Origin of the sequence: Streptomyces sp. NPDC091416 (assembly GCF_044756845.1) — a bacterium.
Lineage (GTDB): Bacteria > Actinomycetota > Actinomycetes > Streptomycetales > Streptomycetaceae > Streptomyces.
The window spans coordinates 504,391-520,113 of the sequence record NZ_JBIVTU010000002.1 but is presented as its reverse complement, the minus strand read 5'-3'; the positions used below and the strand labels follow the sequence as shown (position 1 = coordinate 520,113).

The window sequence follows — 15,723 nt, the reverse complement described above, 5'->3', positions numbered from 1 at the left end:
GACACCGCATGAAGACCGTCAACCACTGGATCGGTGGCAAGACCGTCGAGGGCGGGTCGGGCAACTACGGCCCGGTCACCGACCCGGCCACCGGAGCCGTCACCACCCGGGTCGCGCTCGCCTCCCCGGACGAGGTCGACGCCGCGGTGGCCGCCGCGAAGGACGCGTACGCGACGTGGGGCGCCTCGTCGCTGTCCGCCCGCACCGCGATCCTGTTCCGCTACCGCGCGCTGCTGGACGCCCACCGCGACGAGATCGCCGCGCTGATCACGGCCGAGCACGGCAAGGTGCACTCGGACGCGCTCGGCGAGGTCGCCCGCGGCCTGGAGATCGTCGAGCTGGCGTGCGGGATCACCACCCAGCTCAAGGGCGAACTGTCCACCCAGGTCTCCAGCCGGGTCGACGTCTCCTCGATCCGCCAGTCGATCGGGGTCGTCGCCGGCATCACGCCGTTCAACTTCCCGGCCATGGTCCCGATGTGGATGTTCCCGCTGGCCGTCGCCTGCGGGAACACCTTCGTCCTCAAGCCGAGCGAGAAGGACCCGTCGGCCGCGAACCTCCTGGCCGAGCTGGCCTCCGAGGCCGGTCTGCCCGACGGCGTGCTGAACGTCCTGCACGGTGACAAGGTCGCCGTCGACGGCCTGCTGAACCACCCGGACGTCGCCGTCGTCTCCTTCGTCGGCTCGACCCCGATCGCCCGGTACATCCACGCCACCGCGTCCGCCAACGGCAAGCGCGTCCAGGCGCTCGGCGGTGCGAAGAACCACATGCTGGTCCTCCCGGACGCGGACCTCGACGCCGCCGCCGACGCCGCCGTCTCCGCCGCCTACGGCTCCGCCGGTGAGCGCTGCATGGCGATCTCCGCCGTCGTCGCGGTCGGCTCCGTCGCCGACGACCTGGTGGCCCGGATCAAGGACCGCGCCGAGAAGATCAAGATCGGCCCCGGCAACGACCCCACCTCCGAGATGGGCCCGCTGATCACCGCCGCCCACCGCGACAAGGTCGCCTCCTACGTGACCGGGGCTGCCGCCCAGGGCGCCGACGTCGTCCTCGACGGCACCGGCCACACGGTCGAGGGCTTCGAGGACGGCCACTGGATCGGCCTCTCCCTCCTGGACCGCGTCTCCACCGACTCGGACGCGTACAAGGACGAGATCTTCGGCCCGGTCCTGTGCGTGCTGCGCGTCGACACGTACGAGGAGGGCGTGGCGCTGATGAACGCCTCGCCGTACGGCAACGGCACCGCGATCTTCACCCGCGACGGCGGCGCCGCCCGCCGCTTCCAGCTGGAGATCGAGGCCGGCATGGTCGGCATCAACGTCCCGATCCCGGTGCCGGTGGGCTACCACTCCTTCGGTGGCTGGAAGGACTCGCTCTTCGGCGACCACCACATCTACGGCAACGACGGCGTGCACTTCTACACCCGCGGCAAGGTCACCACCACCCGCTGGCCCGACCCGGCCGACGCCCCCGCCGGCGTCGACCTGGGCTTCCCCAGCAACCACTGACGCACCGCCCGCCCCTGACACGCACAGAGCTGAAGGGCCACTCCCCCGGAGTGGCCCTTCAGCGGTTCCTGACGAGGTCAGCGACCGGCTTCGCGCTCCGCGCCGGCCGCCTCCTCGATCATCCGCTCCATCGGTACGACCCCGACCCGCCCCGAGACGACGAACGCCAGCACCATCGCGGCCACCAGGACCACGGTCCCGGCCCACACCATCGTCTCGACCGGCACGGTGTACGCCCCCACGGCCCGCACCACGCACTCGCCCAGCAGCGCCGCACCCCACACCGTCGAGAACCGGACCTCCGCCCGCCGGAACTCCGCGGACTCCGCCGAAAGCCGCTGGTACGCAGCGGACTTGTCCGCCTCGCCCCGCGTCAGCCACGGCCGCAGCGCCGCCGACATCATCGGCCGTCCACGCAGCGCGGTCACCAGGACCACCAGACCGATCGTGCTGCTGACCCCGCTGTCCTTGAGGAGCATCAGCCGCGGGTCACCGGCCACCAGGCTCAGCAGCAGCCCCACGGCGTTGACACTCACCATGAGCGCCGCGAGCCCGTTGAACCGCCGGTCGCGCACCACACCCCACACGGTCCGCACCCCGGGCACCACGCTGCTCCAGGCCAGCGCGCCGAACGTGCCCATCCCCGCCGCCTTCAGCAGGTAGTACGAGGCGAGCGGCACCGCCACATCCACGAGCAGCGGCGTCATGCTCTCCAGCAGGGCCCTGCGGGGCGAGAACGCAACGGCACCGGACGGAACGCCGGCAACAGGTGCGGTGACGGTGGCGACCGGGCTGCTCATGACGGGTTCCTCCCGTATCGGCGGCGCCCTCGCGGCTCCCGCTCTCGATACGTACAGACTGGCCGCCGGACCCCGGTCCCCGGCAGAGCCGGGTGTACCGATCTCCGTATGACGAATGTCAGCGTCGACGGATGACACGGCCCGGCCAGAACGGGAGTGGGGAGCCACGCAGGCGTTCAACCACGCATCCGAACCCGCCCGGGACCCCTCCCGAGCGCGCCTTCGCTTCCGACTTCCCGCCGACGGCCACAAAACCCGCTCGACCGCCACGACCCGCCGCTGCTGGGATGTCCCCATGACCGCACCGCAGCCCCCGCAGCACGAGATCCGCGCGCTCCATACCGATACGACCGTCACGGTCTATCAGGCGTACTCCCCGTCCCTGGGCCTCCCCGCAGCCCGCGACGGCCGCTTCCCGCCCGCCTGGAAGCGTGATCGCATGACGTGGATCAAGCCGAGCTTTCTGTGGATGATGTATCGCTGCGGCTGGGCGGCGAAGGAGGGTCAGGAGACGGTCCTGGCGGTCGAGATCACCCGCGAGGGCTTCGACTGGGCGCTGGCCAACGCCGAGCTCTCGCACTACGAGCGGGGCCTGCACCCCGACCTCGCCACCTGGAAGCGCAACCTCCGCCACGCCCCGGCCCGCGTCCAGTGGGACCCGGAGCGGGACCTGCGTCTGAACCGGCTTCCTTACCGCTCGCTCCAGTTGGGCCTGGCGGGGGAGGCGTCTCGGCGGTACGCGGACGAGTGGACGGTGGCGATACGCGATGTCACCCCGCTCGCCCGGGAGATCCATGAACTGGTGCGGGCGGGCCGGGACGATGCGGCGGCCCGGCTGCTGCCGGACGAACGGGACTACCCGGCGCCGGAGGCGACCCCCGGGACCGGCGTGAGGGTGCCCTAGATGCCCTGGTCGCGCCCGGGCCAGGTCGGACCCTGGTCCGTCCAGACGACGCCCTTGTTGCGGCACAGGCAGAACGGGTGGCCGACCGGGTCGGTGTAGACCTGCCAGCCGTAGCCCTCGGGGCCGATGAAGTCCTGCCTCAGCGTCGCGCCGAGTTCGAGCACGCGGCGCTGCTCGGACTCGATCTCGTCCACTTCGAAGTCGAGGTGGAACTGCTTGGGGTGCTCGCTGTCGGGCCACTGCGGAGCGCGGTAGTCGTCCACCCGGATGAATGCCAGCTCGATCTCGCCGAACTTGATACCGGCCCAGTCCTCGGAGCTGTCCGCCTTGACCGGACGGCCGGTCACCTCGGAGTAGAAAGCGGCGAGCTTCATCGTGTCCGGGCAGTCGATGATGAAATCGGTGAGTCGCAGCATCCCGCGATCCTGCCACAGGCTCACACCCGGCTCCGGGACTGGCCCGGCCCTGAGCGGCTCCGCCGCGGTGCGGGCGCGGAAGGGGCCTGGGGCGTCCCCCTCCAAGCCCGTGCCCCCGAACGCCGCGCTGCCGTCGTTCACCGGCACAGGTCTGTCGCGGTGGCGCCTCGTCGGGACCGTCCGGTTGGACCGTGCAGGCCTCGTCGCGTGGGCAATCACCATGCGATGAACGCGGACTGCCGGGCACCGGTCCACGCCCGCTCCGGCACCCGGTGAGCGGGAGTTGACCCTCCCCCTACGTCAGGCTTGAGGCTGTGGACCGACGAAAGGGCGGGTGGATGAGCTACTCCGTGGGCCAGGTCTCGGCCTTCGCCGGTGTGACGGTGAGGACACTGCATCACTACGACAAGGCGGGGCTGCTCTCGCCCAGTGACCGCAGCCACGCCGGATACCGGCTCTACAGCGAGGCCGACCTGGTCCGCCTCCAGCAGATCCTCTTCTACCGGGAGCTCGGCTTCGCACTCGACGAGATCGCCGCGATCTTCAAGGATCCTCAGGTCAACCCCCTGGAGCGGCTCCGGGCGCGGCAGCGGGAACTGACTGGGGAGATCGCCAGGCTGCAGCGGCTCGCCGAGGTGGCGGAACGGGCGATCGAGGTCCAGCGGACCGGGGTCTCCCTGACTCCTCAGGAACGCTTCGAGGTCTTCGGCGAGATCACCTTCGACCTGAGCTACGCCACCGAGGCAGAACTGAAGTGGGCGCACTCGGACGGACAGCGCGGGGCGATGGCGCGTGCGGCCGCTCACACCAAGGAGGACTGGCGTCAGCTCATGGGTGAGGCCGCAGTCTGGCGCGCCGAGCTGATCGCGGCCTTCGACGAGGGCGAGCCGTGCGACGGCGAGCGGGCCATGGACCTCGCCGAGGAGCACCGCTTGCACATCTCGCGATGGTTCACCTCCTGCCCGCCCGACATGCACCGGCGCATCGCGGACGACTTCGTCGCCGACCCGCGCGCATTCGCCCTGGTCATCCCGCCGTCGCAGCAGCGCCCGGGCCTGGCCGCCTATACGCGCAAGGCGGTTCACGCCAACGCGGCCCGCCACGCAGAGGTCCGTACCGTTTCCGAGGAGGACCAGTGAGGATCCTGATCGCCGCAGCCGGGTCACGCGGCGACGTCGCGCCCTACACGGGTCTGGGTACCGAACTGCGCCGGGCCGGGTACGACGTCACCCTCGCCACCACGGACACCTTCGCGCCCCTCGTACGCGACGCAGGGCTGAGATTCCGCAGCCTCCCCGCCGATGCACGGACGCCTGGCGGCGTCACGGGCCATCGCGAACTCATGCGCACGGCTGCCGCGTTCATCAGTGAACTGGGTCAGGGCTTCGCCGACGTGATGGATGCCGGCACGGACCTGCTCCTGCTGTCGACCACCACGGCTCCGCTCGGCTGGCACCTCGCCGAGGCCACGGGCACACCGAGCCTCGGGGTGTACCTCCAACCCACCGAACCGACCGGCGACTTCCCGCCCGTCGTCACCGGCTCCCGCTCACTGGGCCGTCTCGCCAACCGAGCCGCCGGACGCTTCGCACTGCGCATGGCCGACCGTGTCTATGAGCAGGCCGTCGCAAAGCTGCGCCGGCGCCTCCAGCTGCCCCCGGCCTCGCCTTCCGGGATGCGTCGGCGACAGACACGGGCGAAGTGGCCCGTCCTGCACGGCTTCAGCACGGCCCTGGTGCCCCGCCCCACCGACTGGCGCCCCGGCCTGGAGGTCGTGGGCAACTGGTGGCCCCCTCACGAGGAGGCCCAACGGCTGCCCGCTGATCTGGAGGACTTCCTGCGGGCCGGACCCCCACCCGTCCTCATCGGCTTCGGGAGCATGGCGTCCGGTGACGGGGAGCGGCTGAGCGAGATCGCTGTGCAAGCCCTGCACCGCGCAGGGCTGCGCGGGATCCTGCAAGCCGGGAGTGCCGGGCTCTCCGCCGACGGGAACGACGTGCTCACGATCGGGGACGTACCGCACGCCCCGCTGTTTCCCCGGCTGGCCGCGGTGGTCCACCACGGCGGGGCCGGCACCGCGGCCGCCGCGTTGCGCGCCGGAGTGCCGGCGGTCACCGTACCGGTGACCGCGGACCAGCCGTTCTGGGCGGCGCGGCTTGCCGCCATCGGCGCCGCCACCGACCCGATCCCCTTCCGGTCCCTCACCGCCGAACGGCTTGCCGACTCGCTTCACCGAGTGGTGAAGGAGCAGGCACACGGCCGAGCAGCCGCAGGAGCGGCGCGGCAACTGGTGGCCGAGGACGGGGCGGGCCAGGTGCTCAAGGCCGTCCGGCAGCTGACCGGTGGATGACGTCAATCCGTTCCTCGCCCACGGCCCGTCCGGACGTGGAGGTCCGGCTCCGCCCGCTCAGTGAGCGATGCCGTCGATCAGTTCGCGCGCCCCCTGGCGCAGAAGGGCCACGGCGACGGCGGTGCCGAGGGTGGCGGGGTCGAGGCGGCCGGCCCACTCGTGGGCGTTGAGAACCGTCTTGCCGTCGGGAGTGAAGACCTTGGCCCGGAGCGAGAGTTCGCCGTTGCCCTCCACCTGCGCGTACCCGGCGATCGGCGAGTTGCAGTGGCCCTGCAGTACGTGGAGGAACATCCGCTCGGCGGTGGTCTCGCGGTGGGTGGCGGGGTCGCCGAGCGCGCTCACCAGGTCGATGAGTCCGGCGTCGCCCTCGCGGCACTGGAGAGCCAGGACGCCCGCGCCGATCGGCGGGCACATGACCTCCGGCGACAGCACCTCCGTGATCACGTCGGTACGGCCGATGCGCTCCAGGCCGGAGACCGCCAGGAGCAGCGCGTCGGCCTCCCCGGCGGCGAGCTTCTCCATGCGGCGGTTCGCGTTGCCGCGCATCGGTACGCAGTCCAGGTGCGGGTGCGACGCGGCGAGCTGGGCGGACCGCCGCACGGAGGAGGTGCCGATCCGGGTGCCGGGCGGGAGCTGGTCGAGGCGTACGCCGGCCGGGTGGACCAGGGCGTCCCGGATGTCGTCGCGCTGGAGGAACGCGGCGAAGGTGGTCCCGGCGGGCAGGGGCCGGTCGGCGGGGATGTCCTTGACGCAGTGCACGGCGAGGTCGGCGTCACCGGCGAGCAGCGCCTGGTCGACCTCCTTGGTGAACGCGCCCTTGCCCTCGACCGCGCTGAGGTCGCCCATCCACTTGTCGCCGGTCGTCTTGACGGGCACGACCTCGGTACGGATGTCCGGATGGAGCGTGGCCAGTTCGGCACGGACCCGTTCGACCTGGGCGAGTGCCATGGGGGAGTCGCGGGAGACGATGCGGATCAGATCGAGGGCTGACATGGCGCCCATGATAGAGCGTCAGGTCAGGAAATCGGCCCGCCACCGTCGGCTGTTCGGGAACGGTCCCCGGCTGGGCGGGCCTTAGGGAACCATGGTGTTGAGGGAGCGGGTACGACGGGCGGCCGAGGGGGAGCGGGATGATTTCCGAGCCGGAGATGGCGGGGGAGTTCGACGCACCCTACGCACGCGACGTGCTGGACCACTCCGGTCCACAGTCCGTGGGAGAGCGCCCGCCGCGAGCTCCCGGGCCCGGGCCCAGGTGGCTGTGGGCGCTCGGCGGGGCCGTGGTGGCGTCGGCCGTGTGGGGTGCGGTGCTGTTCACGGACGGATCGCGGGACGGGGGGCCTGATATGCACGGGTACCGGCTGGGGCAGGACCCCTGCGCGGTGGTGCGGCTGAGGTCGATCGGGGCGGCGATCTCGCCGCGAGAGCCGGCGGACCGGTTCGAAGCGGAGATGCTGCGGCATGCCGCCCTTGACCGGGCTCAGTGCTCCATCCCGCTGCGGTCCGAGAGCGGACAGCGACGGGCGGACAAGTCGGCCTGGTCCGTCGGATACACCGTCAGGGTCGAGATCGCCCTGCACAAGAAGACCGACCCGGCTGTCGAGTTCGAAGCCGAGCGGAACGTGACCGATCTCGGCGTCGAGCCGGGCACCGAGGTGGAGGCGGTTCCGGAGCTCGGCGACAAGGCGTACCTGCTCTCCCCGGAGAGCGGGGAGCTGGAGCTTCGGGTGCTGGAAGGCGGGGCGGTGCTCTCGCTGCGCCTGATGTCCTACACCGCGTTCGAAGGCGACGGGCGGCCGCCCGACGGCGCGGTGGAACTGCCGGACCTGGCCCCGCACAAGGCCGCCTTGATCAGCGACATGCGCGACCTCATGACCGACCTCAAGAGCTGAAGCCCCGCTCACTCCGCAGCCCCGAACCCCCACGTCAGCATCGCGAAACGCCCGTCGTCCACCGCGCCCGCCGAGCGGTACGTCGCCTGCGCGGCCTCGTTGTCGAGGTCCACGCCGACCCACATGTCGTAGCAGCCCCGCGCCTCGGCCGCCGCCGCCAGCGCCCGTGTCAGCGCGCTGCCGATGCCGCGTCGGCGGTAGGGCGCGTCGACCGCGAGTTCGTACAGGCACATCTCCGCGCCCTTGTCCGGGTGCAGCATCTCGATGCCGGACACGAAGCCCGCCGGAACGCCGGCCACGTACGCGATCACCATCAGATGGCCGTCCGCGGCGAGGAAGCGGGCCGCCCACTCCGGGCGTGCCGGGCCGTCGTAGAGGTGCTGGGCCGCCTCGAGTTCGGCGACGGTCGTGGCGTGCCGGATTTCCACCGGATTGTCCATGGAACGCCTTTCGGGATCGGGCCGGGCCGCGCGGCGGGCATACCGCGAGCGGAGTACGCCGGGCGAGCGCCGTACGCCTTGAGGAGGCCGGGCAGTTCCGCCTGACGGCAGCGTAGGCGGGGCGGCGGTCCGCCTAGGCTCGACACCATGGAGACCCCTATTGCGCGTACGCCCAGGTGGCGGCGGTTGCTGCCCCGCTCCCGAGGACGGTGGGCGGCGGGTGTCGCCGCGCTCGTCGTGCTGGCCGGGGCCGGCACCTGGACCGCCGTGGCCGACGACAGCGCGCCGGCCGTGCACCGGCAGGACCGGATGATGCGCGTCGACGGGGTGTCCGTCGACACCTCGTACTTCACCAACGGCGGCACCCGGCGCCGGCCCGCCGTCCTCATCGGCCACGGATTCGGCGGCAGCAAGGCCGAGACACGGGCGCAGGCCGAGCAGCTCGCCGCCGACGGTTACGCCGTCCTGACCTGGTCCGCGCGCGGCTTCGGGAAGTCCGGCGGCAGGATCTCGCTCAACGCGCCCGACCGCGAGGTCAAGGACGTCTCCCGGCTGATCGACTGGCTCGCCGCCCGCCCCGAGGTCCAGCTCGACGGCAAGGGCGATCCGCGCGTCGGTGTCACCGGCGCCTCCTACGGCGGCGCCGTCTCGCTCCTGGCCGCCGGTTACGACGAGCGCGTCGACGCCATCGCCCCGGAGATCACGTACTGGAACCTCGCCGACGCGCTCTTCCCCGACGGGGTGTTCAAGAAGCTCTGGGCCGGCATCTTCGTCACCACCGGCGGCGGCTGCGGGAACTTCGAGAAGCAGCTCTGCGACATGTACGAACGGGTCGCCGTCAGCGGCAAGCCGGACGCCGCCGCGCGTGCCCTGCTCACCGAACGGTCCCCGAGCGCCGTCGCCGACCGCATCAAGGTGCCCGCGCTCATCGTGCAGGGGCAGACCGACTCCCTCTTCCCGCTCGGCCAGGCCGACGCCATGGCCCGGGCCATCAAGGCCAACGGCGCACCCGTCTCCGTCGACTGGATCGCAGGCGGGCACGACGGCGGCGACATGGAGACCGGCCGGGTGCAGAAGCGCGTCGGGGACTGGTTCGACCGCTACCTGAAGGAGGACGAGGGCGCCGCCACCGGCCCCGCCTTCCGCGTGACCCGTACCGGCGGCATCGACTCCACCGACGGGGCCGCCCTCACCCGCGGAGCGAGCGGCGACACCTACCCCGGGCTGCGCAGCGGACCGGAGAGCGTCGAGCTGCGGGGCGGCACGCAGAAGTTCAGCAACCCCGCCGGAGCCAACCCGCCCGCCATCTCCGCCGTCCCGGGCGTCGGCGGCGGCCTCGCCCAGCTCTCCACGCTCGGCGTCGGGCTCTCCATCGACTTCCCCGGGCAGTACGCCCGCTTCGACTCCGCCCCGCTGACCGCCTCCCGTCGCATCACCGGCTCACCGACCGTCCGCGTGAACGTGAAGGCGGGAGCGGGCGACGCGGTGCTGTTCGGCAAGGTGTACGACGTGTCGCCGGACGGGAAGCAGCAGGTGCTGCCCTCCCAGCTCGTCGCCCCCTACCGGATCACCCCCGAGCAGCAGGGCAGGGCGATCGAGCTCACGCTGCCCGCCGTCGACCACGAACTCGACTCCGGGCACCGGCTCCGCCTCGTGCTCGCCGCCACGGACCTCGGCTACGCGTCCCCGGCCGCGCCGACCACGTACACCGTCTCTGTGGACGGCCCGCTGACCATCCCCACCGCGCCCGGTCTCAAGACGGCGGGGGCCGCGCTGCCCTGGTGGACCTGGGGGCTCCCGGCCGCCGCCGTCGTGATCGCGGCGGTCCTGCTGCTCAGCATCCGGCGCCGTACCGCCACACCCGCCCCGGACCCCGCACTCACCGACGTACCGCTGCAGATCACCGGCCTGTCGAAGAAGTACGCCAAGTCCGCCGACCGGTACGCGGTCAAGGAGCTGTCGTTCCGCGTCGAGAAGGGGCAGGTGCTCGGGCTGCTGGGGCCGAACGGCGCCGGGAAGACCACCACGCTCCGCATGCTGATGGGCCTCATCACGCCCGACGACGGCGAGATCCGTGTCTTCGGACGGGCCATCCGGCCCGGCGCGCCCGTACTGTCCCGCGTCGGGTCCTTCGTCGAAGGAGCAGGCTTCCTGCCGCACCTGTCGGGCCGCGCCAACCTGGAGCTGTACTGGCAGGCCACCGGACGGCCCGCCGGGGACTCGCACATGGAGGAGGCCCTGGAGATCGCCGGGCTCGGCGACGCGCTGGCCCGAGCCGTCCGTACGTACTCCCAGGGCATGCGGCAACGCCTCGCCATCGCCCAGGCCATGCTCGGGATGCCGGACCTCCTCATCCTCGACGAGCCGACCAACGGGCTCGACCCGCCCCAGATCCGCGAGATGCGGGACGTGATGATCCGGTACGCGGCCGGCGGCCGTACCGTCATCGTCTCCAGCCACCTCCTGTCCGAGGTCGAGCAGTCCTGCACCCATCTGGTGGTCATGGACCGCGGGCGGCTCGTCCAGGCCGGCCCCGTCGCCGAGATCACCGGTTCCGGCGACATGGTCCTGGTCACCTCCGCCGAGGAGTTCACCGAACCGCTCGTCGAGAAGATCGCCGCACTCGCGGGCATCGGCTCCGCCGTCCGTACCGACGACGCGCACGGGCTGCTCGTCCGGCTCGACGGCGCCACCTCGCCGCAGCTCGTCACCGAACTGGTGCGCCTGGACGTGCCGTTGACCGGTGTCGGGCCGCACCGCCGCCTGGAGGACGCGTTCCTCACCCTGATCTCCGGAGGCTCCGCATGATCGCCACGGCAGAAACAGCAGAATCAGCAGAGGCGGCCGAGGCCCCCGAGGCGCCCGGATACCGTGCCCGGCGCACCCTTCCGCTGCGCGTGGAGGCCGTACGCCAGCTGCGCAGGCGGCGGACCCTGCTGATGGGCGGGGTGCTGGGCGCGCTGCCGTTCATCCTGATCATCGCGTTCGCCATCGGCGGGACCCCTGACGGCGGACCCGGGGGCGGTGACCGGGTCACTCTGATGGACACCGCGACCGCGTCCGCGGCGAACTTCGCGGCGACGTGCCTGTTCGTCTCGGCCGGCTTCCTGCTCGTGGTCCCCGTCGCACTGTTCTGCGGCGACACCGTCGCCTCCGAGGCCAGTTGGTCCTCGCTGCGCTACCTGCTGGCGGCGCCCGTGCCCCGGGCCCGGCTGCTGTGGAGCAAGCTCGTCGTGGCGCTCGGCTTCAGTCTCGCCGCGATGGTGCTGCTGCCGCTCGTCGCGCTGGCCGCGGGAGCCGCCGCGTACGGCTGGGGGCCGCTCGAACTGCCCACCGGCGGCGCGCTCGCGACCGGGGACACCGTGCCCAGGATCGCGCTCGTCGTCGCGTTCATCTTCGTCTCCCAACTCGTCACCGCAGGGCTGGCGTTCTGGCTGTCGACCAAGACGGACGCCCCGCTCGGCGCGGTCGGCGGAGCGGTCGGACTGACCATCGTCGGCAATGTGCTCGACGCGGTCACCGCGCTCGGCTCCTGGCGCGACTTCCTGCCCGCCCACTGGCAGTTCGCGTGGGCCGACGCGCTCCAGCCCGATCTGGAGTGGGCCGGCATGGCGAAGGGAGCGGCGATCTCGGTGACGTACGCCCTGATCCTGTTCGCCTTCGCCTTCCGGGGGTTCAGCCGTAAGGACATCGTGTCCTGACCTTGACATTCCGCCGGATCGCGGTCCGTCGTTGCCGCATCGAGATCCTTCCGCAACATCTTCGACGGCTCCCGCTCCCCCGCTCGCACGTCACATTCACAAGTGGTGACACGACGACACTGGGGGCCGGACGATGGGACGCGGGACACGGATGTACCGGGGAGCGGCAGGGCTGCTTCTCGCGGGGGGCGTACTGCTCACCGGCTGCTCGGCCGACGGCACGAGCGACAGGAGCGCCGCCGAGAGCGGCAAACGGGCGGCCGGTCCCGCACCGGCCGCCACCGGCGGGGCGCCCTCCGCGGGCGGGGCGGCCGGAGACGTGGCGAAGCCGGCCGACGGCTCGGAGAAGACGGACCGGCTGAGGGAGTCGGCCGCGCCCGACTACCTGTCCACCTTCGCGCTGGACGTGGACACCGCCTCGTACGGCTACGCGCGCCGCACGCTCGCCGACGGCAGGCTGCCGGGCCCGGAGACGGTACGCCCGGAGGAGTTCGTCAACAGCTTCCGCCAGGGCTACCGCCGCCCGGACGGCAACGGCTTCACGGTCTCCGTCGACGGTGCGCGGGCCGGCGCCGAGGACGGAGACTGGTCGCTGGTACGGGTCGGCCTCGCCACCAGGGCCGCGCCGAGCAGCGCCGAGCGGCCGCCCGCCGCCCTCACGTTCGTCGTCGACATCTCCGGATCGATGGCCTCGTCCGACCGCCTCGGCCTGGTGAAGACCTCGCTCGGCATCCTCACCGACGAGCTGCGCGACGACGACTCGGTCTCCCTGGTCACCTTCAGCGACGAGGCGAAGACCGTCCTGCCGATGACCCGGCTGAGGGACCACCGCGGCAGGATCCACGACGCCGTCGACTCCATGGAGCCCGCCGACTCCACCAACGTGGGCGCCGGCGTCCGGCGCGGCTACGAGGAGGCCGTCGACGGCCACCGCGAGGGTGCCAACAACCGTGTCGTCCTGCTCTCCGACGCACTCGCCAACACCGGCGACACCGACGCCGATGCGATCCTGGAACGCATCGACTCGGCCCGCCGGGACCACGGCATCACCCTCTTCGGGGTCGGCGTCGGCAGCGACTACGGCGACGCCCTGATGGAACGCCTCACCAACAAGGGCGACGGTCACACCACGTACATCGCCGACGAGGAGCAGGCCCGCAAGGTCTTCGTCGACCAGCTGCCCGCGCACATCGAACTGACGGCGCGCGACGCGAAGGCGCAGGTCGCCTTCGACCCGAAGACCGTGGAGAAGTTCAAGCTGATCGGCTACGAGAACCGCAAGGTCGCCGACGACGACTTCCGTGACGACAGCGTGGACGGCGGCGAGATCGGCCCCGGTCACACGGTGACGGCGCTCTACGCCGTACGCCTGCGGGACGGAGCCTCCGGTCACGTCGCCACCGCGACCGTGCGCTGGCTGGACCCCGAGTCCCGGGCGGCGCACGAGGAGACCGGCTCCGTCGAGACCGGCGCGATCGACGGCAGGCTCTGGGGCGGAAGCAGTGCCCGGCTCCAAGTGACGGCAGTCGCCGCCTACTTCGCCGACCACCTGCGCGGCGGCGGTCTCCCGGGCGCACCCGGACTGGGTGAACTGGCAACCAGGGCCGAGGAACTGGCACGGACGACAGAGGACGCCTCGGTGACGAAGCTGGCCACCGCCATCGCCGAGGCGGACCGCCTCAAGGGCGCCCGCACCGACACCGGACCGGGTGCGGGCGAAGGCGAGATGGACTGACCGGCGCATCACGCCGCGGCGGGGGACCGGCCGTGCAGGCTTGCGGATTCAGCCTGTACGGCCGGTCCCGCAGGCCATGATGGGCCCATGGCCTCCCTGTTCCTGACGCTCGCCGTGATCACGACCGGCCTCTACGCCGGCTTCATGCTGACCTTCCTCGTCGCGATCATGCCCGGGCTCGCCGCGCTGCCCGACGCAGGCTTCACCGAGGCGATGCGCCGCTTCAACGAGAAGGTTCCCGGGCCCGCCTTCCTCGTTCTCTTCCTCGGCGTCATCGCCTTCCCGGCGGTTGCGGCCTTCACCGGGTACGGAGAGGACGGGTGGCCGCTGGTCGCCGCGGCGCTGGGGTGCGCCGTTGTCTCCCACCTGGTGACGATCGCGGGCAACATCCCGCTGAACCAGGCGCTGGCCGGCTCCGAGGGCGGCGACGACAGTGCGGCCCGTACCGCGTTCGAGACCCGCTGGAACGCCCTCCACCGTGTCCGCACGGCGCTCTCGCTGGCCGCCTTCGTCCTGCTGGCGGCCGCTGACGTCTGACGGGTGCGGGGACCGTCCCGGCGGTTGTCCGACGGGGCGCGGGCACCCGCCTCGGGGGCGCGTGACGGGGTGCGGGCACCCGCCTCGGCGGACGCATGACGAGGTGCGGGCGGTCGCGGTCAGGCCAGACGGGGCGCGGGCGTCGCGGTCAGGCCAGGTGGAAGACCTCGGTGAGCGGCACCATGGCCTCGTCCGCCGCCTCCGGCTGCTCGAAGAAGCCCGCCATGTCACGCTGCCACCGCTCGTTGACCTCGGTCCCGGCCATCGCCTCACGGGCCGCGTCGAAGTCCTCCGTCTCCAGATATCCGACGAGCAGCCCGTCCTCCCGCAGGAACAGCGAGTAGTTGTGCCAGCCCGCCTCGGAGAGCGCGGCGAGCATGTCCGGCCAGACGGCGGAGTGGCGCTCGCGGTATTCGGCGATGCGGTCCTTGCGTACGTTCAGCAGGAAGCAGACACGCTGCATGATCGGGACTCCCGGGCGAGGGGCGCCGGTGCGGGGCCGCAGGGCGCCCGTACTGAAAGGTTTCAATCGAGCTCGTCGAAAGTTAGACGGGCGACGGGCGCCGGGTCAATGGCGCAGACGGCCCGGCCGCCCCGCAGGTGCGATCGACGGCCCGCGGTCCCCGGCGCCTACCAGGGCAGAGGGCCCGCCGCGTCGAAGTAGCCGCCGGTCGGCCCGTCCGGCCCCGTCCGGGCCATCCGCACGATGATCTCGGCGCCCTGCTCGACGGTCTGCGCGCCCTCGTGCCGGTTCAGATCCGTCGCGGTGTAGCCGGGCTCCACGGCGTTGATCCGCATCTGCGGGAACGCCTTGGCGAACTGCACCGTGAGCATGTTGACCGTCGTCTTGGAGGCCGGGTAGGCGACACCCGGGTAGCCCTTGCCGGCCTGGGCCAGTGAGGCGAGGCTGCTGCTGACGTTGACCACGACCGGGGCGGCGGAACGTTCCAGCAGGGGCAGGAAGGCGTGGGTCACCCGGACCAGTCCGAAGACGTTGGTCTCGAAGACCTCCCGCATCACGTCGGCGGTCAGCTCCGCGGCTCCGATGATGCCGCCTTCCGGTGATCGCACCTCGATTCCGGCGTTGTTGATCAGCACGTCCAGGCCGCCGTCGGCCTCGATGGCGGCCGCTGCGGCGGCGACCGACGCGTCGTCGGTGACGTCGAGTTGCACGAACCGTGCGCCGAGCGCGGCCGCGGCCGCCGAGCCCCGCTCGATGTCGCGCGCTCCCACGTAGACGGTGTGGCCCGCGGCAGTGAGGCGGCGGGCGGTCTCGTGGCCGAGGCCCTTGTTGGCCCCGGTGATCAAAGTTGTCGTCATGGGGCCAGCGTCCTCCCGGGGCGATGCGGCCCGCCATCGGTTTACGACCGCCGCCCCCCGGGTCGCCTGCCCCCGGGCCGCCCGCCGGGCCGCTCGCCCCTCGGGGCCCCAGTCCGCCGGATC

At 72.0% G+C, this 15,723-nt stretch carries 15 protein-coding genes; 9 read left to right on the top strand and 6 right to left on the bottom strand.

Going from position 1 to position 15,723, the window contains the following annotated elements; genetic code table 11:
* Positions 1-8 precede the first annotated feature (8 nt).
* Positions 9-1,508: a CoA-acylating methylmalonate-semialdehyde dehydrogenase gene (locus ACIQMX_RS09205; RefSeq protein ID WP_402476001.1), complete on the top strand. Its 1,500-nt coding sequence runs from the start codon at positions 9-11 to the stop codon at positions 1,506-1,508.
* A 77-nt stretch (positions 1,509-1,585) separates the two neighbouring features.
* Here ACIQMX_RS09205 and ACIQMX_RS09200 read toward each other — a convergent pair whose 3' ends face one another.
* Positions 1,586-2,308, bottom strand: coding sequence for a VC0807 family protein (locus ACIQMX_RS09200; RefSeq protein WP_402476000.1), 723 nt, complete (start codon positions 2,306-2,308; stop codon positions 1,586-1,588).
* 295 nt (positions 2,309-2,603) lie between these two features.
* Between ACIQMX_RS09200 and ACIQMX_RS09195 the strand changes: the two genes are divergently transcribed.
* Complete coding sequence (locus tag ACIQMX_RS09195) at positions 2,604-3,212, top strand: DUF4291 domain-containing protein (protein ID WP_402475998.1); 609 nt, start codon at positions 2,604-2,606, stop codon at positions 3,210-3,212.
* On the opposite strand, the gene ACIQMX_RS09190 is transcribed toward ACIQMX_RS09195, so the two are convergent.
* Positions 3,209-3,628, bottom strand: a complete 420-nt coding sequence (locus ACIQMX_RS09190) for a VOC family protein (protein WP_402475996.1) — start codon at positions 3,626-3,628, stop codon at positions 3,209-3,211. The genes ACIQMX_RS09195 and ACIQMX_RS09190 overlap by 4 nt on opposite strands.
* Positions 3,629-3,966: 338 nt before the next feature.
* Here ACIQMX_RS09190 and ACIQMX_RS09185 point away from each other — a divergent pair, with 338 nt between their 5' ends.
* Positions 3,967-4,767: a MerR family transcriptional regulator gene (locus ACIQMX_RS09185; RefSeq protein WP_402475994.1), complete on the top strand. Its 801-nt coding sequence runs from the start codon at positions 3,967-3,969 to the stop codon at positions 4,765-4,767.
* On the top strand, positions 4,764-5,978 hold the full coding sequence (locus ACIQMX_RS09180) for a glycosyltransferase (protein ID WP_402475993.1): 1,215 nt from the start codon (positions 4,764-4,766) through the stop codon (positions 5,976-5,978). Before ACIQMX_RS09185 ends, ACIQMX_RS09180 begins: the two co-directional genes overlap by 4 nt.
* 57 nt (positions 5,979-6,035) lie before the next feature.
* On the opposite strand, the gene hemC is transcribed toward ACIQMX_RS09180, so the two are convergent.
* On the bottom strand, positions 6,036-6,971 hold the full coding sequence (gene hemC / locus ACIQMX_RS09175; RefSeq protein WP_363065710.1) for a hydroxymethylbilane synthase: 936 nt from the start codon (positions 6,969-6,971) through the stop codon (positions 6,036-6,038).
* Between the two features lie 137 nt (positions 6,972-7,108).
* On the opposite strand from hemC, the gene ACIQMX_RS09170 reads away from it, so the two are divergent.
* Complete coding sequence (locus ACIQMX_RS09170; RefSeq protein WP_402475991.1) at positions 7,109-7,867, top strand: hypothetical protein; 759 nt, start codon at positions 7,109-7,111, stop codon at positions 7,865-7,867.
* 8 nt (positions 7,868-7,875) lie between these two features.
* Here the strand turns inward: ACIQMX_RS09170 and ACIQMX_RS09165 are convergent, their stop codons facing one another.
* Complete coding sequence (locus ACIQMX_RS09165) at positions 7,876-8,295, bottom strand: GNAT family N-acetyltransferase (protein ID WP_402476509.1); 420 nt, start codon at positions 8,293-8,295, stop codon at positions 7,876-7,878.
* A gap of 249 nt (positions 8,296-8,544) precedes the next feature.
* On the opposite strand from ACIQMX_RS09165, the gene ACIQMX_RS09160 reads away from it, so the two are divergent.
* From ACIQMX_RS09160 to ACIQMX_RS09145, 4 genes are all read left to right on the top strand, one after another.
* A complete protein-coding gene (locus ACIQMX_RS09160; RefSeq protein WP_402476506.1) occupies positions 8,545-11,115 on the top strand; it encodes an alpha/beta fold hydrolase in 2,571 nt (856 codons plus the stop codon).
* Positions 11,112-12,008, top strand: a complete 897-nt coding sequence (locus tag ACIQMX_RS09155; protein WP_363065718.1) for an ABC transporter permease — start codon at positions 11,112-11,114, stop codon at positions 12,006-12,008. The genes ACIQMX_RS09160 and ACIQMX_RS09155 overlap by 4 nt, the downstream gene beginning before the upstream one ends.
* Positions 12,009-12,141: 133 nt before the next feature.
* Positions 12,142-13,743 carry a von Willebrand factor type A domain-containing protein gene (locus ACIQMX_RS09150; RefSeq protein ID WP_363065720.1) on the top strand — a complete coding sequence of 534 codons (1,602 nt, stop codon included), beginning with the start codon at positions 12,142-12,144 and terminating at the stop codon, positions 13,741-13,743.
* Between the two features lie 87 nt (positions 13,744-13,830).
* Positions 13,831-14,280 carry a DUF1772 domain-containing protein gene (locus ACIQMX_RS09145; RefSeq protein ID WP_363065722.1) on the top strand — a complete coding sequence of 150 codons (450 nt, stop codon included), beginning with the start codon at positions 13,831-13,833 and terminating at the stop codon, positions 14,278-14,280.
* A 148-nt stretch (positions 14,281-14,428) separates the two neighbouring features.
* On the opposite strand, the gene ACIQMX_RS09140 is transcribed toward ACIQMX_RS09145, so the two are convergent.
* Positions 14,429-14,743: an L-rhamnose mutarotase gene (locus ACIQMX_RS09140; RefSeq protein WP_363065724.1), complete on the bottom strand. Its 315-nt coding sequence runs from the start codon at positions 14,741-14,743 to the stop codon at positions 14,429-14,431.
* Positions 14,744-14,910: 167 nt separating this feature from the next.
* Positions 14,911-15,600, bottom strand: coding sequence for an SDR family NAD(P)-dependent oxidoreductase (locus tag ACIQMX_RS09135; protein WP_402475988.1), 690 nt, complete (start codon positions 15,598-15,600; stop codon positions 14,911-14,913).
* Between the last annotated feature and the right edge of the window lie 123 nt (positions 15,601-15,723).